Origin of the sequence: Vibrio splendidus (genome assembly GCF_001557875.1) — a bacterium.
GTDB classification, from domain to species: Bacteria; Pseudomonadota; Gammaproteobacteria; order Enterobacterales; family Vibrionaceae; genus Vibrio; species Vibrio splendidus_F.
On sequence record NZ_LNRF01000004.1, the window covers coordinates 25,175 to 44,616 of the forward strand.

Annotated in this window: 19 protein-coding genes; 4 read left to right on the plus strand and 15 right to left on the minus strand. The window is 45.2% G+C overall.

Translation table 11 applies throughout. The features are described from left to right. Window positions 1–105: 105 nt before the first annotated feature. Both ATB74_RS11485 and dnaQ read right to left on the minus strand, forming a co-directional pair. Window positions 106–1,353 (minus strand): TIGR03503 family protein, encoded by a 1,248-nt coding sequence (locus ATB74_RS11485; protein WP_060982514.1) that lies wholly within the window; start codon window positions 1,351–1,353, stop codon window positions 106–108. A 9-nt stretch (window positions 1,354–1,362) separates the two neighbouring features. Next, the gene (dnaQ, locus tag ATB74_RS11490; protein ID WP_017060722.1) at window positions 1,363–2,130 is read right to left on the minus strand and encodes a DNA polymerase III subunit epsilon; all 768 of its coding nucleotides are present in this window, start codon (window positions 2,128–2,130) and stop codon (window positions 1,363–1,365) included. Between the two features lie 56 nt (window positions 2,131–2,186). Here dnaQ and rnhA point away from each other — a divergent pair, with 56 nt between their 5' ends. After that, on the plus strand, window positions 2,187–2,651 hold the full coding sequence (gene rnhA / locus ATB74_RS11495; RefSeq protein WP_061018594.1) for a ribonuclease HI: 465 nt from the start codon (window positions 2,187–2,189) through the stop codon (window positions 2,649–2,651). Between the two features lie 119 nt (window positions 2,652–2,770). Here the strand turns inward: rnhA and ATB74_RS11500 are convergent, their stop codons facing one another. After that, window positions 2,771–3,553: a class I SAM-dependent methyltransferase gene (locus tag ATB74_RS11500; protein ID WP_061018596.1), complete on the minus strand. Its 783-nt coding sequence runs from the start codon at window positions 3,551–3,553 to the stop codon at window positions 2,771–2,773. A 53-nt stretch (window positions 3,554–3,606) separates the two neighbouring features. On the opposite strand from ATB74_RS11500, the gene gloB reads away from it, so the two are divergent. The 3 genes from gloB to ATB74_RS11515 all read left to right on the plus strand — a co-directional run bounded on the left by gloB (window position 3,607) and on the right by ATB74_RS11515 (window position 6,690). Then, window positions 3,607–4,365: a hydroxyacylglutathione hydrolase gene (gloB, locus tag ATB74_RS11505; RefSeq protein WP_060982516.1), complete on the plus strand. Its 759-nt coding sequence runs from the start codon at window positions 3,607–3,609 to the stop codon at window positions 4,363–4,365. 70 nt (window positions 4,366–4,435) lie between these two features. After that, window positions 4,436–6,007 (plus strand): LysM peptidoglycan-binding domain-containing protein, encoded by a 1,572-nt coding sequence (locus ATB74_RS11510; protein ID WP_061018598.1) that lies wholly within the window; start codon window positions 4,436–4,438, stop codon window positions 6,005–6,007. Then, window positions 6,004–6,690, plus strand: coding sequence for a YIP1 family protein (locus ATB74_RS11515; RefSeq protein ID WP_061018600.1), 687 nt, complete (start codon window positions 6,004–6,006; stop codon window positions 6,688–6,690). The genes ATB74_RS11510 and ATB74_RS11515 overlap by 4 nt, the downstream gene beginning before the upstream one ends. A gap of 40 nt (window positions 6,691–6,730) precedes the next feature. Here the strand turns inward: ATB74_RS11515 and ATB74_RS11520 are convergent, their stop codons facing one another. The 12 genes from ATB74_RS11520 to ATB74_RS11575 form a co-directional block, all read right to left on the minus strand. Then, a complete protein-coding gene (locus ATB74_RS11520; RefSeq protein ID WP_061018602.1) occupies window positions 6,731–7,573 on the minus strand; it encodes an endonuclease/exonuclease/phosphatase family protein in 843 nt (280 codons plus the stop codon). 61 nt (window positions 7,574–7,634) lie between these two features. Next, window positions 7,635–7,973, minus strand: coding sequence for a nitrogen regulatory protein P-II (glnB, locus tag ATB74_RS11525; protein ID WP_004738609.1), 339 nt, complete (start codon window positions 7,971–7,973; stop codon window positions 7,635–7,637). Between the two features lie 130 nt (window positions 7,974–8,103). Further along, window positions 8,104–8,415, minus strand: coding sequence for a c-type cytochrome (locus tag ATB74_RS11530; protein ID WP_061018603.1), 312 nt, complete (start codon window positions 8,413–8,415; stop codon window positions 8,104–8,106). 58 nt (window positions 8,416–8,473) lie between these two features. Further along, entirely contained in the window at window positions 8,474–9,814 is a 1,341-nt protein-coding gene (gene tilS, locus ATB74_RS11535; protein ID WP_061018605.1) for a tRNA lysidine(34) synthetase TilS, read from the minus strand. Between the two features lie 125 nt (window positions 9,815–9,939). Then, complete coding sequence (accA, locus tag ATB74_RS11540) at window positions 9,940–10,899, minus strand: acetyl-CoA carboxylase carboxyl transferase subunit alpha (RefSeq protein WP_017060731.1); 960 nt, start codon at window positions 10,897–10,899, stop codon at window positions 9,940–9,942. A gap of 45 nt (window positions 10,900–10,944) precedes the next feature. After that, window positions 10,945–14,424, minus strand: a complete 3,480-nt coding sequence (gene dnaE, locus ATB74_RS11545; RefSeq protein WP_048616172.1) for a DNA polymerase III subunit alpha — start codon at window positions 14,422–14,424, stop codon at window positions 10,945–10,947. A 143-nt stretch (window positions 14,425–14,567) separates the two neighbouring features. Continuing rightward, a complete protein-coding gene (rnhB, locus tag ATB74_RS11550) occupies window positions 14,568–15,188 on the minus strand; it encodes a ribonuclease HII (protein ID WP_048606660.1) in 621 nt (206 codons plus the stop codon). 33 nt (window positions 15,189–15,221) lie between these two features. Continuing rightward, window positions 15,222–16,418, minus strand: a complete 1,197-nt coding sequence (gene lpxB / locus ATB74_RS11555; RefSeq protein WP_061018606.1) for a lipid-A-disaccharide synthase — start codon at window positions 16,416–16,418, stop codon at window positions 15,222–15,224. Window positions 16,419–16,547: 129 nt separating this feature from the next. Then, window positions 16,548–17,336 (minus strand): acyl-ACP--UDP-N-acetylglucosamine O-acyltransferase, encoded by a 789-nt coding sequence (lpxA, locus tag ATB74_RS11560; RefSeq protein WP_060982523.1) that lies wholly within the window; start codon window positions 17,334–17,336, stop codon window positions 16,548–16,550. A 1-nt stretch (window position 17,337) separates the two neighbouring features. After that, the gene (fabZ, locus tag ATB74_RS11565) at window positions 17,338–17,790 is read right to left on the minus strand and encodes a 3-hydroxyacyl-ACP dehydratase FabZ (RefSeq protein WP_009847408.1); all 453 of its coding nucleotides are present in this window, start codon (window positions 17,788–17,790) and stop codon (window positions 17,338–17,340) included. 93 nt (window positions 17,791–17,883) lie between these two features. Further along, on the minus strand, window positions 17,884–18,915 hold the full coding sequence (gene lpxD / locus ATB74_RS11570; RefSeq protein ID WP_061018608.1) for a UDP-3-O-(3-hydroxymyristoyl)glucosamine N-acyltransferase: 1,032 nt from the start codon (window positions 18,913–18,915) through the stop codon (window positions 17,884–17,886). A 5-nt stretch (window positions 18,916–18,920) separates the two neighbouring features. Beyond that, window positions 18,921–19,421 (minus strand): OmpH family outer membrane protein, encoded by a 501-nt coding sequence (locus ATB74_RS11575; protein WP_004734343.1) that lies wholly within the window; start codon window positions 19,419–19,421, stop codon window positions 18,921–18,923. Between the last annotated feature and the right edge of the window lie 21 nt (window positions 19,422–19,442).

Genomic DNA, 19,442 nt, shown 5'->3' on the forward strand with positions numbered 1-19,442 from the left:
GACTAGAACAAAAACGGGACTCCTATGAGTCCCGTTTTTTTATTCTCAGTACTATTATGAGCACGAATGTTTTTGATCTCCGAATAGCTCAATGACGCGAACGAATTACTTTGGTGCCTTGAGCTGCATCTCAGGTAGCGCTCTTTTCTTGGCTGTCACTTTACGAACCACAAACCAAATCAGTAGACCTAACAGAATCGCAACCACATTGCCCACCGCAATAATGATCATACTGCGCTGTCTGTCATCTTCACGTTTTTTAAGGATCATCAACTCTGTTGCGATACGCTTCTGTTCAGCAAGCGCTTCTTCTTGAAGACGTCGAGACTCTGCTAAGTCGATATCTTCAACAACGCTGTACGACTGCTCGGTAATTGGAAAGGTCAGTGGGCGCTGACTTGAAGCATCAGTGGCATAAACCACCCCTGACCAATTATATATGCCTAAATCGCCATTGTAAGGCACCTCTAAAGCAACTTTCATTGCGTCAACTTCAGCTTGCCCCTGCTTGTACATCACATACTCATCAGGAGCCTTGTGCTCAACATGAACCGCTAACGAGCTCGGTGCGATCATCCCCTGCTCACCAGACACCACAATAGTATGAGGTAAGCCCTCTTTTCGTGATTGAATGAAGGTGGTAGTAATTGGTGTTGGATAAACCAATACTTCTTGCTCTTGCGCTCGCAGGAATACGCCATTGCCAGAAGTAATACGCGCTCTGTATTTACCAGGCTCAATATCAATTGGTAAAGAGACAGTGAACACACCATCTCCGGCTTTTTCATCAAGATCAGCGCCATCATCGGCAAACTCGCCCATCACAACAGGCACCGGGCGCGCTTCTCTTACTAAAGACTCTTCGTTTTCGACAAACTTAGTAAACGTCACCTTGAGCTTCACGCGATCGAGAAAATCACGCAGCACCAAAGGCTTGCCATCAGAGGTGAGACGGGCGGTAAATTTAATGCGCTCAGTCTGATACAACTTGTCGGGAAACTCATTAGCATCTAAAACAAGGTGAGACAGGAGCTTGATATTGTTCTTAGGTGAGACATTACCTATTGCTTGCCAAGGGCCGGGCATCGGATTGTCGATAGATATAATGTCCATGGACGATTCTTCGTACCAACGGACATTATCAGCATTGCGCCAAGAGTAGTATTTCTTGCCATCCGGGCGAACCAAAACGACAGATTTAGAGTTATCGGCTCGATAAATCACAAAGGTGACTTGTTCAATACTGGGATCAACTCGAAAACGGTTGTCCAATAAACTCATTACAGATTCTGTTGCTGCATGTAAGCCAAAGCTTAACAGCAATAAGCAACCGGTAGCCAATACCCTTAACATACTTTCTCCCTACTGACGCCAGAGGCAGCTTCCGCTTTTCTCGACGAGATCTAAACGACTTTGATGCGCTTCTACTTCATCGGCCGTAGCTCGTAAAACCTTTAGGGATTTTCGACCACTTTCTACTCTTCGTATGCTTTCCGCTTCGCCTTCCTGTTGACCAGCATTAAATTGCAGCGAAGTTTGACCACCCGTCATCAATAAGTAGACGTCGGCTAGGATCTCCGCATCGAGCAATGCGCCGTGGAGAGTACGGTGCGAGTTATCAATACCATAACGGTCACATAAGATATCTAGGTTGTTTCTTTTCCCTGGGAATATCTTCTTCGCCATCGCCAAGGTATCGGTAACTTTACAGTAGTCATCCGTTTTACCTATCGCTGGATTAAGCTTCTCAAACTCATAGTCCATAAAGCCCGTATCGAAGGGCGCGTTATGAGCCACCAGCTCAGCACCTTTGATAAAGTCGAGAAACTCTTTATGGATATCTTGGTATTCCGGCTTATCAATCAAGAATTCATCGGTAATACCGTGAACACCAATCGCCTCTTCTTGAATCGCACGATCAGGCTTGATGTAGACGTGAAAATGACGCCCAGTCAACCTACGGTTGATGATCTCTACTGCACCAATTTCAACGATGCGGTGCCCCATATAGTGAGGGCCACCTTCTGTATTCATACCGGTGGTTTCGGTATCGAGTACAACAATGCGCTTATTTTCGTTCGAACTGTTTTTTTCGTTCGTGCTTTGTTCTGGAGTGCTACTGGTATTCATAAGGATAACTGTGTCAGACTATGCCGATAATGTGCTTGAGGTAATAGTATCAAATCATGACGAAACAAGTTGAAATTTTCACTGATGGTTCTTGTTTAGGCAACCCAGGTCCCGGTGGCTATGGCATCGTACTTCGCTACAAAAAAGTCGAGAAGACGCTAGCAGAAGGCTTCACGCTAACAACCAATAACCGTATGGAAATGCTCGCCGCTGTCGTTGCTCTCCAAGCCCTCAAAGAACCTTGCTCTGTGATTCTAACCACAGATAGCCAATATGTGCGTCAAGGCATCACACAGTGGATTCACAACTGGAAAAAGCGAGACTGGAAAACAGCCGATAAGAAACCGGTTAAAAATGCCGATCTGTGGCAAAGGCTCGATAAAGAAACTGCTCGCCATAGCGTGGATTGGCGCTGGGTAAAAGGACACGCAGGACACAGAGAAAACGAGATGTGTGATGATTTAGCAAGAAACGCAGCGGAAAATCCGACTCAAGAAGATACGGGCTATCAACCAAACTAATCATCTTTTGAAGTTAGACGTACATTTCAGAAAACGATTTATTGTTCCTGAAACTCATTGATAACGCCTTAAACTAATGGATAGTTTCTTAACAGAACTAATAGATGAAAAGCCGACAACTAGTCGGCTTTTTCTGTTTTTAACGGATATGAAGCTTTAGCTGAATCCATTGTACGGCGCGTGTTGGTTCTAAAACTCGCTCCAACAGGCGAGAAGCGTCGCTTAAGGTGCCAATGTGGCTTAATAGGTTTAAGCGGGTAAGTACGTTTACGAGCAACAATGAAGTGTTGGCTTCCGGCGAAGGAGGCACAGCTACCCAAGCTGTTCTCCAACCACGTCCACATTGCTTGATACTTACTCATCGGAAACAGTGCGTAGGTGTCACAATGAATCACTTCATAATTAAGTACACCTAACCAATCTTTAATTCGATTAGGCGTGTACATACGCCCACTCCAAGGCAAGCTGTTCTTTCGCCAAGGCATCAAACTGGCAAGCCCAGTAACACTGATCGGGTTAAAGCCAGTGATAATGATATAGCCATCGTCCATCATCACTCGATCGACTTCTCTCAATAAGCGATGCGGGTCATTGCTATAATCTAACTGATGACTCAACACCACAACATCAAAGCTTTTCTCCAAAAAGGGTAAATTATAGCCATCCGCTATCACATTATGTAATGGGTTCTGGATATCTAGGTTTACTTGATGTTGAATGTTGCATGTGCAGCTAGAAATCTCACTACTGAGACCGCCAAGCTTGAGCATATGGTAACCAAATAGCTTTGGGCACCACTCATCGAGTCGAGTTTGAATAGATTCTCTCAACCAGTCCCCATTGTGCAATTGCGCCCAAGTGTAAGGACGTTCAAACTTCTTTCTGCTACGTGCTGGCTTCATCAATAACCTGTCTCACTTATTCTGTCTCACTAAAAGTGACTGGAGAACCAATAATGTTACATATCAAAAGCATACCTGCATTTAACGACAATTACATCTGGCTGATTCAAAATAGCGATCGCCGTTGTGCTGTCGTCGACCCTGGTGATGCGGCTCCAGTATTAGAGTACTTAGCGCACCATGAGCTAACTTTAGATGCAATCTTGATTACGCACCACCACCACGATCACATTGGTGGCGTTCCAGAACTAGTTAGACAATTTCCCGGCGTGGATGTCGTGGGTCCAAGGAATGAACCTATCCCCACCTTAACTCATCCGGTCGATGATGGTGATCAATTAGAACTGTTTGGCGAAGTATTCCTCGTACTAGGGCTCAGTGGTCACACCGCAGGGCACATTGGTTATGTGGGCGATGCTAAACTATTTTGTGGCGACGTGTTGTTCTCTGCGGGCTGTGGCCGCATCATGGAAGGCACACCACAACAGATGTTCGATGCATTGAATAAGATAACAGCCCTTCCCCAAGAAACCGAAGTTTACTGTGCGCATGAATACACAGCAGCGAACATCGCTTTCGCATTAGCGGTTGAACCTGATAACCAACATCTTCAGCAATATCGCGACCAAGTGAACCGACTTCGCGCCCAAAATAAGTCGACCATCCCCACAAATTTGAGACAAGAGAAATTTGTTAACCCCTTCTTGCGCTATACCGAGCCAAGTGTAGTGAAATCAGTGTCTAATCGTACTGAGCAAACGGATCCTTTATCAGTATTTGCCGCTTTACGTGCGTGGAAGAACGAATTTTAACAAATACAGACTTGTCACTCATAGGGGGTGGCAAGTATTATCATCGGCCGTTTATTAAAAAGGCTGTAACATGCGAGTTAAGTACAGCTGGGCTTTGGTATTACTACTTTCTGGTTGCCAATTAACTCAGTCAGAGAATCCAGACCAAGCTTCCAAGCAAACCAACACCTCTCCTACTAAAGAAGTTTCTCAAGCGAACGTTTCACCAGATGCGACCAAAAAAGAACCAAAAGTTGAAGCACCTGTCGTTACTCCACAAACACAACAAGATGTTTGGAAACGTATTGCAATGCAACTTGAAATGGAAGTGCCCGACCAAAAGAAGGTCGACTACTACCGAACTTGGTATCTTAAACACCCTAGTCATCTAAAAACCGTATCAAAACGTGCAGAGCCTTTCCTTTATTTGATCACCACCAAGATTGAAGAAAGAGACCTGCCTTTAGAACTGGCACTGTTGCCCGTTGTTGAAAGCTCATTTGATGCATTTGCGTATTCTCACGGTAGCGCCGCTGGCTTATGGCAGTTCATTTCAGGCACCGGTGAAGCTTACGGACTAGAACAGAACTTCTGGTACGACGGTCGCCGAGATGTTGCCGCTTCAACTGATGCTGCATTGGATTTCCTAACCGACCTAAACAAACGTTTTGATGGCAACTGGCAACACGCAATCGCTGCCTACAATAGTGGTGGTGGACGTGTAAACAGCGCAATCCGCAAGAACAAGAAGCTTGGTAAGCCAATCGACTTCTTCTCTCTGGATTTGCCAAAAGAGACCAGCAGCTACGTACCTAAGCTACTTGCTCTGGCTGACGTGATTGCCAACCAAGAAAAATACGGTATTGATATCCCTGCGATTCCAAATAAACCAGTACTGACTCTGGTTAACCCAAATGAACAGCTTGATTTAGCGATTGCTGCAAGCTACGCAGGTATCCCAGTAAAAGAGCTTCAAGGCTATAACCCTGCTTACAATCAGTGGGCGACTGCACCAGAGAAACACCAACAATTATTGTTGCCTTTGGATGCTATTGAGAAATTCAACAAAGAAGTGGCTGCCAATAAAGGTAAAGGCATGAAGTTGGTGCGCTACAAGGTTGAGTCTGGTGACAGCATTAGCGTACTGGCAAGTAAATATAACACCACCAGCAAAGTGATCCGCTCTGCAAACGGTTTGAGCAACAATAATATTCGTATCGGCCAGCACTTACTTATCCCAACATCCACCAAAGACGACAAGGCATACGCCCTAAGCGCCTCAAATCGCCTAGCAAGCACACAGTCGAAGAGTCGTGGTCAATATAAGCTCAGCCATACTGTAAGAAGTGGTGACAGCCTATGGACGATTGCACGCGCAAATAAGGTTTCTCACCAGTCACTGGCTAAGTGGAATGGCATGGGACCACGCGACACGCTTAGAGTTGGTCAAGAACTGGTCATTTGGAAGAATGGTTCAGACGGCGCCATCATCCGTACGATCTTTTATAACGTGAGATCAGGTGACACAGTCAGCGGTATTGCATCAAAGTTCAAAGTAAAAAGTGCAGATGTTGTAAAATGGAACGCTTTGCAGAACAAGAAATACCTACAGCCAGGACAAAAACTGAAGCTGTATGTTGATGTAACTAAGGTAAGTGTATGAACCCGTCAAGTAACCCACTCGTCATGCTGTTGGATATATTCCGTTCACCAACAGCGTGTTTCTTAGCGCTTTATCAACGAAGTGCTTGGGGATGGCAACCCTACGTCGTATTAATGCTCAGCCCCTTTTTGTTTTGGGGTGCTTATTTTTCGAATGTAGATTTTGCATGGCTAAGTGCTGAGTTGTCACAACAACTGGCTCAAACTAACCCTGACCAATTGGCGTTACTCGACAGCAATACCTTACTCGCAAGTGAAATCATCAACGACGTATTTAGCCGAACGCTAACCATCGTTTTGTTGGCATTCTGGTTTAACCTCGCAACTAAGCCAAGCCAACATCAACATAGCTTTTGGCGATGGTTTGCAGCGGCATCCGTTATCATCTTCCCTGCAGTTTTAGGCGACATTGCGAGCTACGCAAGCCTGATACTTAAGCATGGGCATGTGATGAACTACGCAGCTGACTTGAACAGCTTAAATGGCTTAATTAAGTTACCACTAACCAATGAGTGGTCACAGTTTGCTAGCTCGTTGCCACTATTATTACCATGGTACATCGTACTGGGTTATGCAGCGGTATTAACTTGGACTGAGTTTGAACGTGGTCAAGCATTGGTAATTTCTGGCTTACCATGGATTGGCTACTACCTAATCTGGGCGCTCTACATTTTAATCTTCTAAGCTGAGGAGATAAAAAGAAGGCTAGCGAAAATTCACTCGTCTATTTAGCCTTAAACGTCACTCGCATTGGGTTATGATCAGAAGCGTCCGTAATGGGCGCTTTTGCTTTTTCTACCTCTAGCCCTCGATAGAACACATGGTCTAGCACTAAACCCGTAATAAATTGAGTGCGATCATCTGGGTCGAAAGTAACCTCTGTCAAACCAACCTTTTCCAACGCATCTTTCAATACAGCGAAGCGAGCCTCACTCCAACTATTAAAATCCCCAGCAAAAATAACAGGCCCACGATACTTTTGCAGATTGTCAGTTAAGCTCTTGAGCTGAGCCTCGTAATCTTCCGTACCAAAGGTAAAGTTCACAGCATGAATATTAATCACCGCCAGTTCTTCGCCATTACTGAGCAGGTAACGAGACCAAAGCGCGGATTTAGGCAATTGAAGCCAAGGTTCTTCATGAGTATAAGCACAAGCTTCGATCGGTAAATGCGTCGCTAAGTTAAGTACACCAGCACTTTTCTCAAAGGCTTCAAACGCATTAACACGTGTACTTCCCCACTGACCACTTGTCACCCATTGGCGAAGCCCTTCTGTCATACTCGCTTCTTGCAGCAAAACCAAATCGCTACCTGCTGACAGCTTATTCAACTCACTCTGCCAATTACTGCGGTTTTGCTTGTAGATATTCCACACCGTAATATCTAAGCCGTCAGACACATCAATCGCTTTCGGTGCAGAGTTTTGGTAACAGCTGTAGATGTCGTTGCTGGTACTTTGAGAGGAAGTGATCAGGTTGGGTTTATTCGGTATCACAAAGATAAAGTGAAAACTAACGACAACAAGCGTTATCAGCAATGTGATAACAATGATGGTTTTCTTAAACATACAGCACCCTACCAAAAATGAAAAAGGAGCGATAAACGCTCCTTTTAGGGTAATAGTTTTTTTATACGGCGTCTTCGTCTTCTTCACCAGTACGAATACGTACCACACGTTCAACGTCAGTAATGAAGATTTTACCGTCGCCAATTTTACCTGTTTGCGCCGTTTCGATAATGGTATCAACACATTGGTCAGCCACTTCGTCGGTCACAACAATTTCTAATTTCACTTTAGGTAAAAAGTCGACCATGTACTCTGCGCCACGATATAGCTCAGTATGACCTTTCTGACGTCCAAAGCCTTTAACTTCAGATACTGTCATACCCGTAATACCCACTTCTGCAAGTGCTTCACGTACATCATCAAGTTTGAATGGCTTGATAATGGCTTCAATCTTTTTCATGTTCATCCCTTAAACTGTGCGAATGGCTCATTATCGGTTAGCTATAGTAAACATTCAATGAAAAAAGCCAGAGCTTTAAAGCTCTGGCTCGAAATTTATCATCTTGTTTAATCAGCGCTTTGAGAAGATTTTACTTAAGGCTTGCGTAGTAAGCGGCTAGATTAGCGATGTCTTCATCACTCAGCATCGAAGCTTGAGCCTGCATTACAGCTGCCAAACCACCGGTGCGCTGTTTGGTCTTGTATGCCTTGATTGATGAAGCGATGTATTGCTCGTTTTGACCTTTAAGGTTTGGGTAACCCGGGATCATCGCGATACCATCTGCACCATGACATGCCGCACAGATTGCTGCTTTAGCTTGACCCGCAGCAACATCACCCGCCAGAGCGTTACCACTCAATAGTCCAAATCCAAGAACTAATCCTAGTGTAATTTTCTTCATTGTATATTCCATTAATTATTTTTATTAAAGTGACGGTGAATTGTGACACAAACTTTTTCTACTTGCTCCAAAGCGCTTCACAATCTTGACCTTCGTAGTTTTTATCTACGAATATGCCTAAAACAGCGATCACTCGATCGCCATCCATTAATATCGGCGTTCTGCGTCTTAACCAACTGGGTACTTGGTACTCTTGAAACAACTTCTTCAGCTTCCTGCTATGACCGCGCCCAACAGGGTGTGCTGACAATCCCTCAGGGTTAAAGATCACTCGTAGTGTTCCGCTCGTTGTGTTGAGACTAAAACGTTGCGCATCACACTGGTTAGATACACCATGACTCGCCGCCGAAATTAAGTGTAGCTCCCCTAAATCATCAGGCAAAACTAAGCTATCTTCCATCGAGATATCGCTTTGCCAGTTCGACAAGTCTTTGGTCTCTTTGACTACATAGAGCTGATGATTAAAACGTCTAACCTCAACCTCATTCAACACGAGCTTAGGATTGGCGTCTACCTGAGCGCATGCCACCTCATCCCATATAAGTTTGAGCTGCTTTTGGCTCGGCATCGGTTGATTACAGAGGTTCAGCCACATTCTCAATAAGCGTGCACGCAGTAAATCAGAGTGCTGAGATAGTACTGCTATGCTCATGCTTTGACTTTGATTGCCACCTAAAGCTTGCTGTAAGTGAGGTTCTAACAACTCATCCAACAGTAACTCTTGCTCTGCACATAGCTGAGCACTACGACTGACTGACTCTCGGAAACTAGGCCAACGCTCGGTCAATGCAGGAGTGACTTGATGACGAATAAAATTGCGGTCAAAGCGAACGTCTTGATTACTCTCATCTTCCACCCAAGTTAACGCCATATCACGCGCCGCCCCTTCAATATCCGTTCTCGTCACTGACAGCAGTGGGCGAACGATATAAGCATTAGCAAACGGCATTACTTTCGCCATTGAAGAGAGCCCTTTCGGACCACTGCCACGCTTCAACGCCAACAAGAAAGTCTCTACTTGGTCATCGATGTGTTGACCTGTAACTAATACATCACCCTGTCTAATATGCTTTTTAAAGGCTTGGTATCGCGCGTCTCGAGCCAGCTTTTCAACACTTTCTCCACGGCTAATATCTAGCGAGACTCGTTCAATGAACAAGGATACCGACAAAGCATCGCACCATGTTTGGCACTGCTCTGCCCAGTGATCAGCATTGTTGCTTAAGCCGTGGTGAACATGTACCGCGCAGCACTCAATGTGATGGGACTTAGCATATTGCGCAGCCAACTCCAACAACACTCGTGAATCGACACCACCACTGAAAGCGACGACCAACCGACAAGGCTTAAGCGCACTTTGATCAAGTACAGATGTGAAGGTATCAATTAAGTGTGTCATGAGGCTAATAAACCAAGAGATCGTGTGTGAAGAGATAATGTTTTAATAATAAAAAAGGGTTGGCACTGAGTCCAACCCTTTCATCAACTTGTTCGTGTAGCTAGCCTTATCGCTAAGGCAAGTTATCAGCAGTAGCCGTAGCTCATTAGACGCTGGTAACGACGCTCAAGCAGCGTTTCGTTGTCGAACTGCTCTAGCTCTTCTAGCTGTTTGACTAACATGTCTTTCATGTTCTGAGCGGTTTGTGCTGGGTCACGGTGCGCGCCGCCTAGAGGCTCAGGAATGATTTCGTCGATAAGCTCAAGCTCTTTAAGACGAGGAGCAATTAGGCCCATCGCTTCAGCAGCTTGTGGAGCTTTATCTGAATCACGCCATAAGATTGAAGCACAACCTTCTGGAGAGATAACCGAGTACGTTGAGTACTGAAGCATGTTCACGTAGTCACCAACACCAATCGCGAGTGCACCACCAGAACCGCCTTCACCAACCACGTTACAGATAACTGGAACTGAAAGGCCAGCCATCACTTTTAGGTTTTTTGCGATAGCTTCAGATTGACCGCGTTCTTCAGCACCTACACCTGGGTATGCACCCGCCGTGTCGATGAAAGTAATGATCGGCATGTTGAAACGCTCAGCGGTTTCCATTAGACGTAGCGCCTTACGGTAACCTTCTGGCTTTGGCATACCAAAGTTACGGATCACTTTCTCTTTAGTCTCACGACCTTTCTGGTGACCAATAACCATAACAGGACGGCCATTTAGACGAGCCATACCACCCACAATTGCTTTGTCATCAGCGTAAGCGCGATCGCCCGCCATCTCTTCAAATTCTGTGAATGCATGCTCCAGGTAATCTTTGGTGTAAGGACGTTGAGGGTGACGAGCAAGTTGAGCTACCTGCCATGCACCTAAGTCACTAAAGATTTTCTGTTTAAGCTCTAAGCTTTTTTTCTCTAGTTGTTCGATTTCTTTGTCTAGATCTACCGCAGTGTCACCACCGTGACGCGAAACGTCACGTAGCGCTTCGATTTTTGCTTCAAGTTCAGCGATAGGCTTTTCAAATTCTAGAAAGTTCAGGCTCATCTATGAATCCTTGTTGATTCAGCTCCGCATTCGCGAAGCTAAATTTTAGTTAAATTCGAGTTCTACTTGGCTATTTCCAAGCAGCTGTTTTAATTCGTCTAGTAATGTATCACTTGGCGTCACACGCCATTCTGTGCCCAATGTTAACCGCGCTCTAGCGTCGGCACGCTGGTAGTATACATTGACTGGGACCGTTCCGGCTCTATAAGGTTCTAAGATTTGACTAAAGCGTTCAAAAAATTGACCGTTAATTTGGGATTGGTCGATAGATATCGACACCCCACGAGCATATTTCTCACGGGCGCTTCCTAAGTCCATGACCTCGCGCGCGGACATTTTAAGCCCGCCATTGAAATCATCAAAGCTGACCTGTCCGGAAACGACCACAATTTTGTCTTTTTCGAGCAATTCTGCGTAGCGATCGAGCGCATCCGAGAACAACATCACTTCCATTCGGCCCGAACGGTCATCAAGTGTCATCAAACCGATTCGTGTACCGCGCTTAGTGGTCATCACTCTCGCAGCAATCACCAAGCCAGCAATCGTTAGTGATTGGTCACGACGCGTTGGCGTGGCATCTTTTAAGCGACAGCTGGTGTATTTCGCTAACTCTTTGATGTAAGCGTTAACCGGGTGACCCGTTAAATACAAACCAAGCGTTTCACGTTCACCCTCAAGCCAAACCTTCTCAGGCCATTTAGGCACTTGGGTATACTTGTGCTCAACCTCTTCTGGAGCGTCAGTCAACACACCAAACATATCAGATTGACCAAAAGACTCGGCATGGTGATGTTGGCTCGCGGCCTTCACCGCATCTTTCAAAGAGGCCATCATCGCAGCTCGGTGAGGACCTAATCTATCTAAGGCTCCGGATAGAATCAACTTTTCGATAACACGTTTATTAACCTTCTTCAGGTCAAGACGTGCACAGAAGTCGAATAAGTCTTTAAAATAACCGCCTTTATTTCGCGCTTCAATGATTGCTTCAATAGGGCCTTCACCGACCCCTTTGATTGCACCGATGCCATAAACAATTGCGCCATCTTCATCCACGTTAAAGCGGTACAGACCCGAGTTGATATCTGGTGGTAAAAGCTTGAGCTTCATACGGAAACACTCATCAACAAGGCCAATAACCTTCTCGGTGTTATCCATATCCGCTGTCATTACCGCAGCCATAAACTCTGCTGGGTAGTGCGTTTTCAACCATAGCGTTTGGTAAGAAACCAGTGCATATGCAGCCGAGTGAGATTTGTTAAAGCCGTAGCCCGCAAATTTCTCAACCAAGTCAAAGATCTTCATGGCCAGTTCACCATCAACACCATTGGCTTCAGCACCCTCCTTAAAGGTACCACGCTGCTTTGCCATCTCTTCTGGCTTTTTCTTACCCATCGCACGACGCAACATATCCGCTCCGCCAAGCGTATAACCAGCCAGGATCTGTGCTATCTGCATTACCTGTTCTTGATACAGGATGATGCCGTACGTTGGTTCTAGTGTCTCTTTAAGCGATTCGTGCTGCCACGTTTCATCAGGGTATGAAACGGCTTCTCGGCCGTGCTTACGGTCGATAAAGTTATCTACCATGCCTGATTGCAGAGGGCCCGGACGGAACAGGGCTACCAATGCGATAATATCTTCAAAACAGTCCGGCTGTAGACGTTTGATCAGGTCTTTCATACCACGCGATTCCAGCTGGAATACCGCGGTGGTTTCAGAATTTTGTAATAGGTTGAACGATGCTTGGTCATCAAGAGGAATCGACTCGATACGAACCGGCTCTTTACCCTCTTTCTTCAGGCGAGGGTTTACGAGACCTAGTGCCCAATCGATGATGGTCAGGGTACGCAGACCCAAGAAATCAAACTTAACCAAACCCGCGGTTTCAACGTCATTCTTATCGAATTGCGTTACTGGGAAGTTACCTTCGGCATCGGCATAGATTGGCGCAAAATCGGTGATCGTGGTGGGTGAGATAACAACACCACCCGCGTGCTTACCCGCATTTCGCGTACAACCTTCAAGAATGCGACACTTATCAATCAGCTCACGAACTTCTTCATCGCCATCGTAAAGCTCTGGCAATGCAGGTTCAGCAAGGAATGCTTTCTCTAGCGTCATACCCGGGTCTGGCGGTACAAGCTTTGAAATTCGATCGACAAAGCCAAACGGGTGACCCAGTACACGGCCTACGTCGCGGATTACCGCTTTTGCCGCCATGGTACCAAAGGTGATGATCTGAGAAACGGCATCACGACCGTACATTTCAGCCACGTGATCAATAACTTGGTCACGCTTATCCATACAGAAGTCGATATCGAAATCGGGCATCGATACACGTTCTGGGTTCAAGAAACGTTCGAAAAGTAGATCGTACTCAAGCGGGTCAAGGTCGGTGATATCAAGCGCGTAAGCCACCAAAGAGCCGGCACCAGAACCACGTCCTGGGCCTACTGGCACATCGTTGTCTTTTGACCACTGGATGAACTCCATTACGATCAAGAAGTAGCCAGGGAAACCCATGTTATTGACAACTTCGAGCTCTATCTTAAGTCGCTCATCGTATTCAGGTCTACGCTCAGCACGAACTTTTTCGTCAGGGAATAGGAACGCCAAACGTCGTTCAAGACCTTCTTCAGATTTTTTGATCAAGAAGTCTTCAATCGCCAAACCTTCCGTAGGGAAGTTAGGTAGGAAGTACTCACCTAGACGAACGGTCACGTTACAACGCTTGGCAATCTCAACACTGTTCTCTAGTGCTTCTGGAATGTCTGAGAACAGCTCACACATCTCTTCTTCACTGCGTAGATATTGCTGCGCGCTGTAGTTTTTAGGGCGACGAGGATCGACCATAGTGAAGCCGTCATGGATCGCCACGCGGATTTCATGAGCATCAAACAGATCTTCCGTTAGGAAAACCACTTCGTTGGTTGCGACAACAGGTAGGTCTTCTTGTTCAGCAAGCTCTAATGCAAAGTGTAAGTATGACTCTTCATCCGGTCGTCCGGTACGAATCAGTTCCAAGTAAAAACGATCGGCGAAGTACGTTTTGTAAAACTCGACGCTGCTTGCAACCAAGTCACGGTTACCTTTCAGTAACGCCTTACCAATCTCACCTTCTTTGGCGCCCGATAGAATGATCAGGCCTTCTGCATTCTCAATTAGCCACTCTTTATCAATAACAGGCTGATGCTGAACATGACCGCGAAGGTAGGCTTTTGAGATAAGCAGCGTTAGATTGTTATAACCTTTATTGTCCGTTGCAATGACTGTGAGCTTGGTCAACTCGTCACCGAATTCCGGAGATTGCATCAAGAAGTCAGCACCAATAATTGGTTTAACCCCACACCCATGGGCAGTACCGTAAAACTTCACTAAACCACACAGGTTGGTAAAGTCGGTCAATGCTAGAGCAGGCATACCCATTTCAGCGACTTTTTTAACTAATGGTGGCACCTTGGATAGGCCATCCACCATCGAAAAGTCACTGTGTACGCGTAGGTGAACAAATTTTGGATCTGACATTATTTTTCCTGAGTTCTAGGTTTGAGCCTAGGATTACAACTGTGTGTATTCTATTTTTTTCTATCGCAAGTTAGCAACTTTATTCGATGCCCAGCTCTAGTTAACGTCAAGCTCTAGTCAATATAGAGCTTAATCAATACGCTCTAATCTATGCCAAGAATACGTTTTACTGGCTTAAAGCTCTTACGGTAGTGCTCGGTTACGCCATGTTTTTCAATCGCTTCGAAATGCGCTTTAGTCGGGTAACCTTTATGCTTAGCAAAACCAAATTCCGGATGGAGTTTATCAAGCTCTTCCATCTCTTGGTCTCGAACGACTTTAGCGATAATAGACGCCGCACTGATTTCAGCCACTCGCAAGTCACCCTTTACAATAGCAAGACCGTCCATTGGCAGTTCTGGGACACGGTTTCCATCGATTAGCGCCATATCAGGTTGAACGCTCAACCCTGCGATAGCTCGCTGCATAGCAACCATCGTCGCTTGCAGAATATTCAACTCATCAATTTCTTGTGGAGAACAACGACCAACAGACCATGCCAGAGCTTTCTCTTTAATTTCTGGAAGCAAAGCTAGGCGCTTTTTCTCAGATAATTTCTTTGAGTCGTTCAACCCTTCGATTGGGTTGTTTGGATCGAGGATAACCGCAGCGGTCACTACATCGCCAACTAAAGGACCACGGCCTACTTCATCCACACCAGCAAACAACTGGTAACCTTGCGGGTACTCAAAAGGAGGAAGCTCTTTTTTCTCTTTTACTGCCATAACTAATCTCTTAATGTTCTGTAAGTAAGCGCTTTATGCTTCAACAAAAGGTCGGTCAATCAACTTCAATACCGCGTTAGCGGCTTGTTTGTCTGCGTCTTTGCGGATCCAGTGATGCATCTCGGTAAAACGTTCGATCAAGGCACTGTTATCGGCTGATAGCATCTTATCGACAGATGGGAACAAAAAGTCTGGGTGGCACTCTTCAAGAATATGCTCTTTGACGATCTCTTCCCCAGCCAAGATATTCGGCAATGATACAAACTCAGTGATCGCCAACTTCTTAACAATGTAACCTGTCAGCTTATTTACTTTGTAACCAACCACCATAGGGCGTTTAAGTAACATACATTCAAGAGCCACGGTACCTGAAGCCAAGAGCACAGAATCAGCAGCGGTAATCACGTTGGTTGCCGTATCTTCGACTAACGTGAATTCAAGCTCAGGTGCGGTCGATTGCCAGATTTCAGTAAACTGCTTTTTACGCTGCTCATTAACGAGCGCAACAACAAAATTGACATCCGGATACTTATGCTTAATACGCTGGCAAGTTTCGATAAATGGTTGAGCAATCAAACTCATCTCACCACCACGACTGCCCGGCAATACGGCTAACCACTGCTTGTCTTGATCAAGACCTAAAAGCTCTCGCGCATTCTGTTTACTCGGTTCTAAAGGAATCGCGTCTGCCAACGTGTGACCAACAAACTCACAGGCAACGTTATATTTATCGTAGAACGCTTTTTCGAACGGCAAGAAAGCCAATACCAAGTCGGTTGCTTTATCGATTTTAAAGATACGCTTTGGACGCCAAGCCCATACTGAGGGGCTCACGTAATGCACCGTTTTGATGCCAGCATTCTTAAGATCTAACTCAAGCCTTAGGTTAAAGTCGGGCGCATCGATACCTACAAACACATCAGGCGGGTTTTGAGTGAAATACTTAACTAGCTCTGCTTTTACCTTCAACAAACGAGGTAAACGGCCAAGCACTTCAACTAAGCCCATAACGGCCAACTCTTCCATCTCGAAAAGAGACTCACAACCGAGCGCCTTCATTTTTGGCCCGCCAATGCCAACGAACTCAGCATTTGGGTATTGTGATTTGATCGCTTTGATAAAGCCTTCACCAAGCGTGTCGCCAGAGAGTTCGCCGACAACAATACCTACGCGCAGTGGTTCATTCGAAACAAAGTCCGAGCTATTGGTTGCTGCTTCTTGCTGTGCCATAGTTTTCCAATTCCCTTCTTGCCTAAAACAAAAAAGACCGCCTAACAAGTAGCGATCTTTTTGTTATACCATTCTGATGAAGTAATTATTGTCATACTCACATTGATTGGTACATAACCACATCAAGTATTAACGAATAATACCGCGCTCAGAGCTCTCTAGCATTTCTAGCATAGGAGCTACCGAAGCAAACTCTTTTGCCATTTCAACTAAAGCCGCTTTCGCTTCTTCAAGTGTTTTACCTGAACGGTATAACTCTTTGTACGCTTTCTGTAGTGCACGAATTTCTGGTTTCTCAAATCCGTTACGCTTCAAGCCCACTAAGTTAAGACCGAATGGAGCAGCATGGTTACCCTGTGCAAGCACGTACGGCAGTACATCTTGAACTACAGCAGAACAGCCACCAATGTACGCGTAAGCACCAATCGAACAGAATGGGTGAATCGCAGAAAGCGCCATTACACCAGCGTAGTCGCCAACCGTTACGTGACCGCCAAGAATAGCGTTGTTACCAATATGAGTGTGGTTACCAACAATAACATCGTGTGCTACGTGAGCATTAACACAAAGTAAGTTGTCATCACCAATTACTGTGGTTGCTTTGTCTTGAACCGTACCACGGTGGATTTGAACCGCTTCACGGATCACATTGCGATCACCGATCACAACTGTTGTCTCTTCACCACCGTATTTCTTGTCTTGGTTTTCTTCGCCAATAACTGCATGTGGGAAGATACGGTTTTCTTTGCCAATGGTTGTATGACCTTTGATCACAACATGCGACATCACTTCAGTGTCGTCACCAATTGTCACGTTACCAGCAATGTAAGTGAAAGGCCCAACTGTCACGTTAGCACCGATAGTTACATCACCTTCGATTACTGCTGCCGGGTGAATTTTCGCTGTTTCATGAATCATATTAAAACTCTCTACGAGCACATTTAAGTTCAGCTGAACATACAACTACGCCGTCAACTTTAGCAACACCGTTAAACGATGCGATGCCACGACGCTCTTTTAAGAATTCTACTTCGATAACCAGTTGGTCACCTGGCACTACTGGCTTACGGAATTTAGCTTTATCTACACTAGCAAAGTAGTACAGCTCATTACCAGAAGGCGCACCGAAAGATTTAAATGCTAGAAGGCCTGTTGCTTGTGCCATTGCTTCTAAGATCAACACGCCTGGGAATACAGGAAGCTGAGGAAAGTGGCCTGTGAACTGAGGTTCGTTAACAGAGACATTCTTAATTGCAGTCAGTGTTTTTTCTTTTTCAAAGCTAGTCACACGATCAACCATTAAGAATGGGTAGCGATGAGGTAATAGTTCCTGAATTTCAGTAATGTTCATCGTTGTCTGTTCAGTAGTCAAAGTCGTATTCCTATGTATATTCTTTATTTAATTAGAAGGATTATAAACGAAAAAGACTCGCTGTACGCGAGCCTTTTATTAGAAATGCTGGAATTATGATTCCGCGCTCTTCTCGATAAGTTTTTCAACGGTTTTCAAACGCTTGTTCATTTCATCAATACGATGAACACGCGTTGCTGTTTTACGCCAATCTTTGTTTGGCTGTAAAGGAATACCCGAAGAGTACATGCCTTTCTCAGTGATGCTGCGCATTACCATCCCCATACCGGTGATTGTAACGCCATCAGTAACTTCAATGTGACCATTAATCACACTACCACCACCAATAATACAGTACTTACCTATCGTCGTGCTGCCTGCAATGATAGTACCACCAGCAAGAGCTGAACCATATCCGATGTGAACATTGTGAGCAATCTGAAGTTGGTTATCTAGGATAACGTTGTCTTCAATGATTGTGTCATCTAATGCACCGCGGTCGATGGTAGTACACGCGCCAATTTCTACACGGTTACCAATGCGAACTGAACCGACTTGCGGGATCTTAACCCATTCGCCTTTCTCGTTCGCATAGCCAAAGCCATCAGAGCCAATAACAGTACTTGATTGGATCAGACATGCTTCACCAATCACCACTTCATGGTAAACACTTACGTTAGCCCACAGCTTAGTGCCTGCGCCAATTTTTGCATTTTTACCAATAAAGCAACCAGCACCGATGATCACATCATCACTAAGTACTACACCAGACTCAATCACCGCGTTCGCACCAATAGACACATTTTGTCCAATTGTTGCATCACTTGAAATTGAAGCAGAATCAGCAATAGCCGCTGCGGGTGCAGGAGTAGTATCAAGCGCTTGAGCTACCTTAGCAAAAGCAACGTAAGGGTCACTAACCACAATAACGTTGGTCTTACACAGTTCGCGCTCACTCTCTTTAACCATAATAGCGGATGCTTTACAGTCACCTAGGTGCTTGCTGTACTTCACGTTAGAAAGGAACGTAATGTTACCTTCTTGCGCTTTATCCATAGGAGCGACTGCTGAGATGGTAATCGTACCGTCTCCGTGTAGCTCTCCCCCGGTAATCGTTGCCAATTCGGCTAAAGTCAGATTCTTCATAAAACTTATTTCAGTGATTTAATTACTTGCTCAGAGATGTTGTATTCAGGCTTACCGTATTGTAGAGCTTGAATATCAACGATCATGTCGTAGCCTTCTTTCTCTGCAACTTTAGTTACAGCATCTTGAATCACTTTGAACAGCTTCTGCTTCTCTTGTGCTTCACGGCGTTGACTTGCTTTTTCTAGTGCTTGAGCTTTGATTTTGTACTTGCTGTCAAGTTGGCCTACTTCAATACGAAGCTTCTCAACTTCGTCAGGGCCAAGTAGTTCGCCATCACGCTTAAGCTTTTCAATCTTAGTCTTTGCTTCAGCTTGAATGCTCTGTAACTCAGCCGCTTTATCTTTGAACTCTTCCTGCATTTTTTGAAGAACAACTTCACGCTGAGGTAGAGCCTGGAATACTTGTGCAGTGTTTACATAACCCACTTTTTGCGCAGCTTCAGCAGCTGTTGCAAAGAAAGAAGAGCTAAGAACTACAAGGCCTAAACCTGCTGCTTTAATCATATTTTTCAAAATATTGTCCTT

Excerpts from the sequence above, each read along its gene's own strand:
- lpxA (WP_060982523.1), bottom strand. The coding sequence starts at position 17,336 with ATGATTCATGAAACAGCGAAAATTCACCCGGCAGCAGTAATCGAAGGT.
- ATB74_RS11485 (WP_060982514.1), bottom strand. The coding sequence starts at position 1,353 with ATGTTAAGGGTATTGGCTACCGGTTGCTTATTGCTGTTAAGCTTTGGC.
- ATB74_RS11515 (WP_061018600.1), top strand. The coding sequence starts at position 6,004 with ATGAACCCGTCAAGTAACCCACTCGTCATGCTGTTGGATATATTCCGT.
- tilS (WP_061018605.1), bottom strand. The coding sequence starts at position 9,814 with ATGACACACTTAATTGATACCTTCACATCTGTACTTGATCAAAGTGCG.
- gloB (WP_060982516.1), top strand. The coding sequence starts at position 3,607 with ATGTTACATATCAAAAGCATACCTGCATTTAACGACAATTACATCTGG.
- glnB (WP_004738609.1), bottom strand. The coding sequence starts at position 7,973 with ATGAAAAAGATTGAAGCCATTATCAAGCCATTCAAACTTGATGATGTA.
- ATB74_RS11500 (WP_061018596.1), bottom strand. The coding sequence starts at position 3,553 with ATGAAGCCAGCACGTAGCAGAAAGAAGTTTGAACGTCCTTACACTTGG.
- dnaE (WP_048616172.1), bottom strand. The coding sequence starts at position 14,424 with ATGTCAGATCCAAAATTTGTTCACCTACGCGTACACAGTGACTTTTCG.
- ATB74_RS11510 (WP_061018598.1), top strand. The coding sequence starts at position 4,436 with ATGCGAGTTAAGTACAGCTGGGCTTTGGTATTACTACTTTCTGGTTGC.
- lpxD (WP_061018608.1), bottom strand. The coding sequence starts at position 18,915 with ATGAAGAATCTGACTTTAGCCGAATTGGCAACGATTACCGGGGGAGAG.
- rnhA (WP_061018594.1), top strand. The coding sequence starts at position 2,187 with ATGACGAAACAAGTTGAAATTTTCACTGATGGTTCTTGTTTAGGCAAC.
- ATB74_RS11575 (WP_004734343.1), bottom strand. The coding sequence starts at position 19,421 with ATGATTAAAGCAGCAGGTTTAGGCCTTGTAGTTCTTAGCTCTTCTTTC.
- dnaQ (WP_017060722.1), bottom strand. The coding sequence starts at position 2,130 with ATGAATACCAGTAGCACTCCAGAACAAAGCACGAACGAAAAAAACAGT.
- accA (WP_017060731.1), bottom strand. The coding sequence starts at position 10,899 with ATGAGCCTGAACTTTCTAGAATTTGAAAAGCCTATCGCTGAACTTGAA.
- ATB74_RS11520 (WP_061018602.1), bottom strand. The coding sequence starts at position 7,573 with ATGTTTAAGAAAACCATCATTGTTATCACATTGCTGATAACGCTTGTT.
- lpxB (WP_061018606.1), bottom strand. The coding sequence starts at position 16,418 with ATGGCACAGCAAGAAGCAGCAACCAATAGCTCGGACTTTGTTTCGAAT.
- ATB74_RS11530 (WP_061018603.1), bottom strand. The coding sequence starts at position 8,415 with ATGAAGAAAATTACACTAGGATTAGTTCTTGGATTTGGACTATTGAGT.
- rnhB (WP_048606660.1), bottom strand. The coding sequence starts at position 15,188 with ATGGCAGTAAAAGAGAAAAAAGAGCTTCCTCCTTTTGAGTACCCGCAA.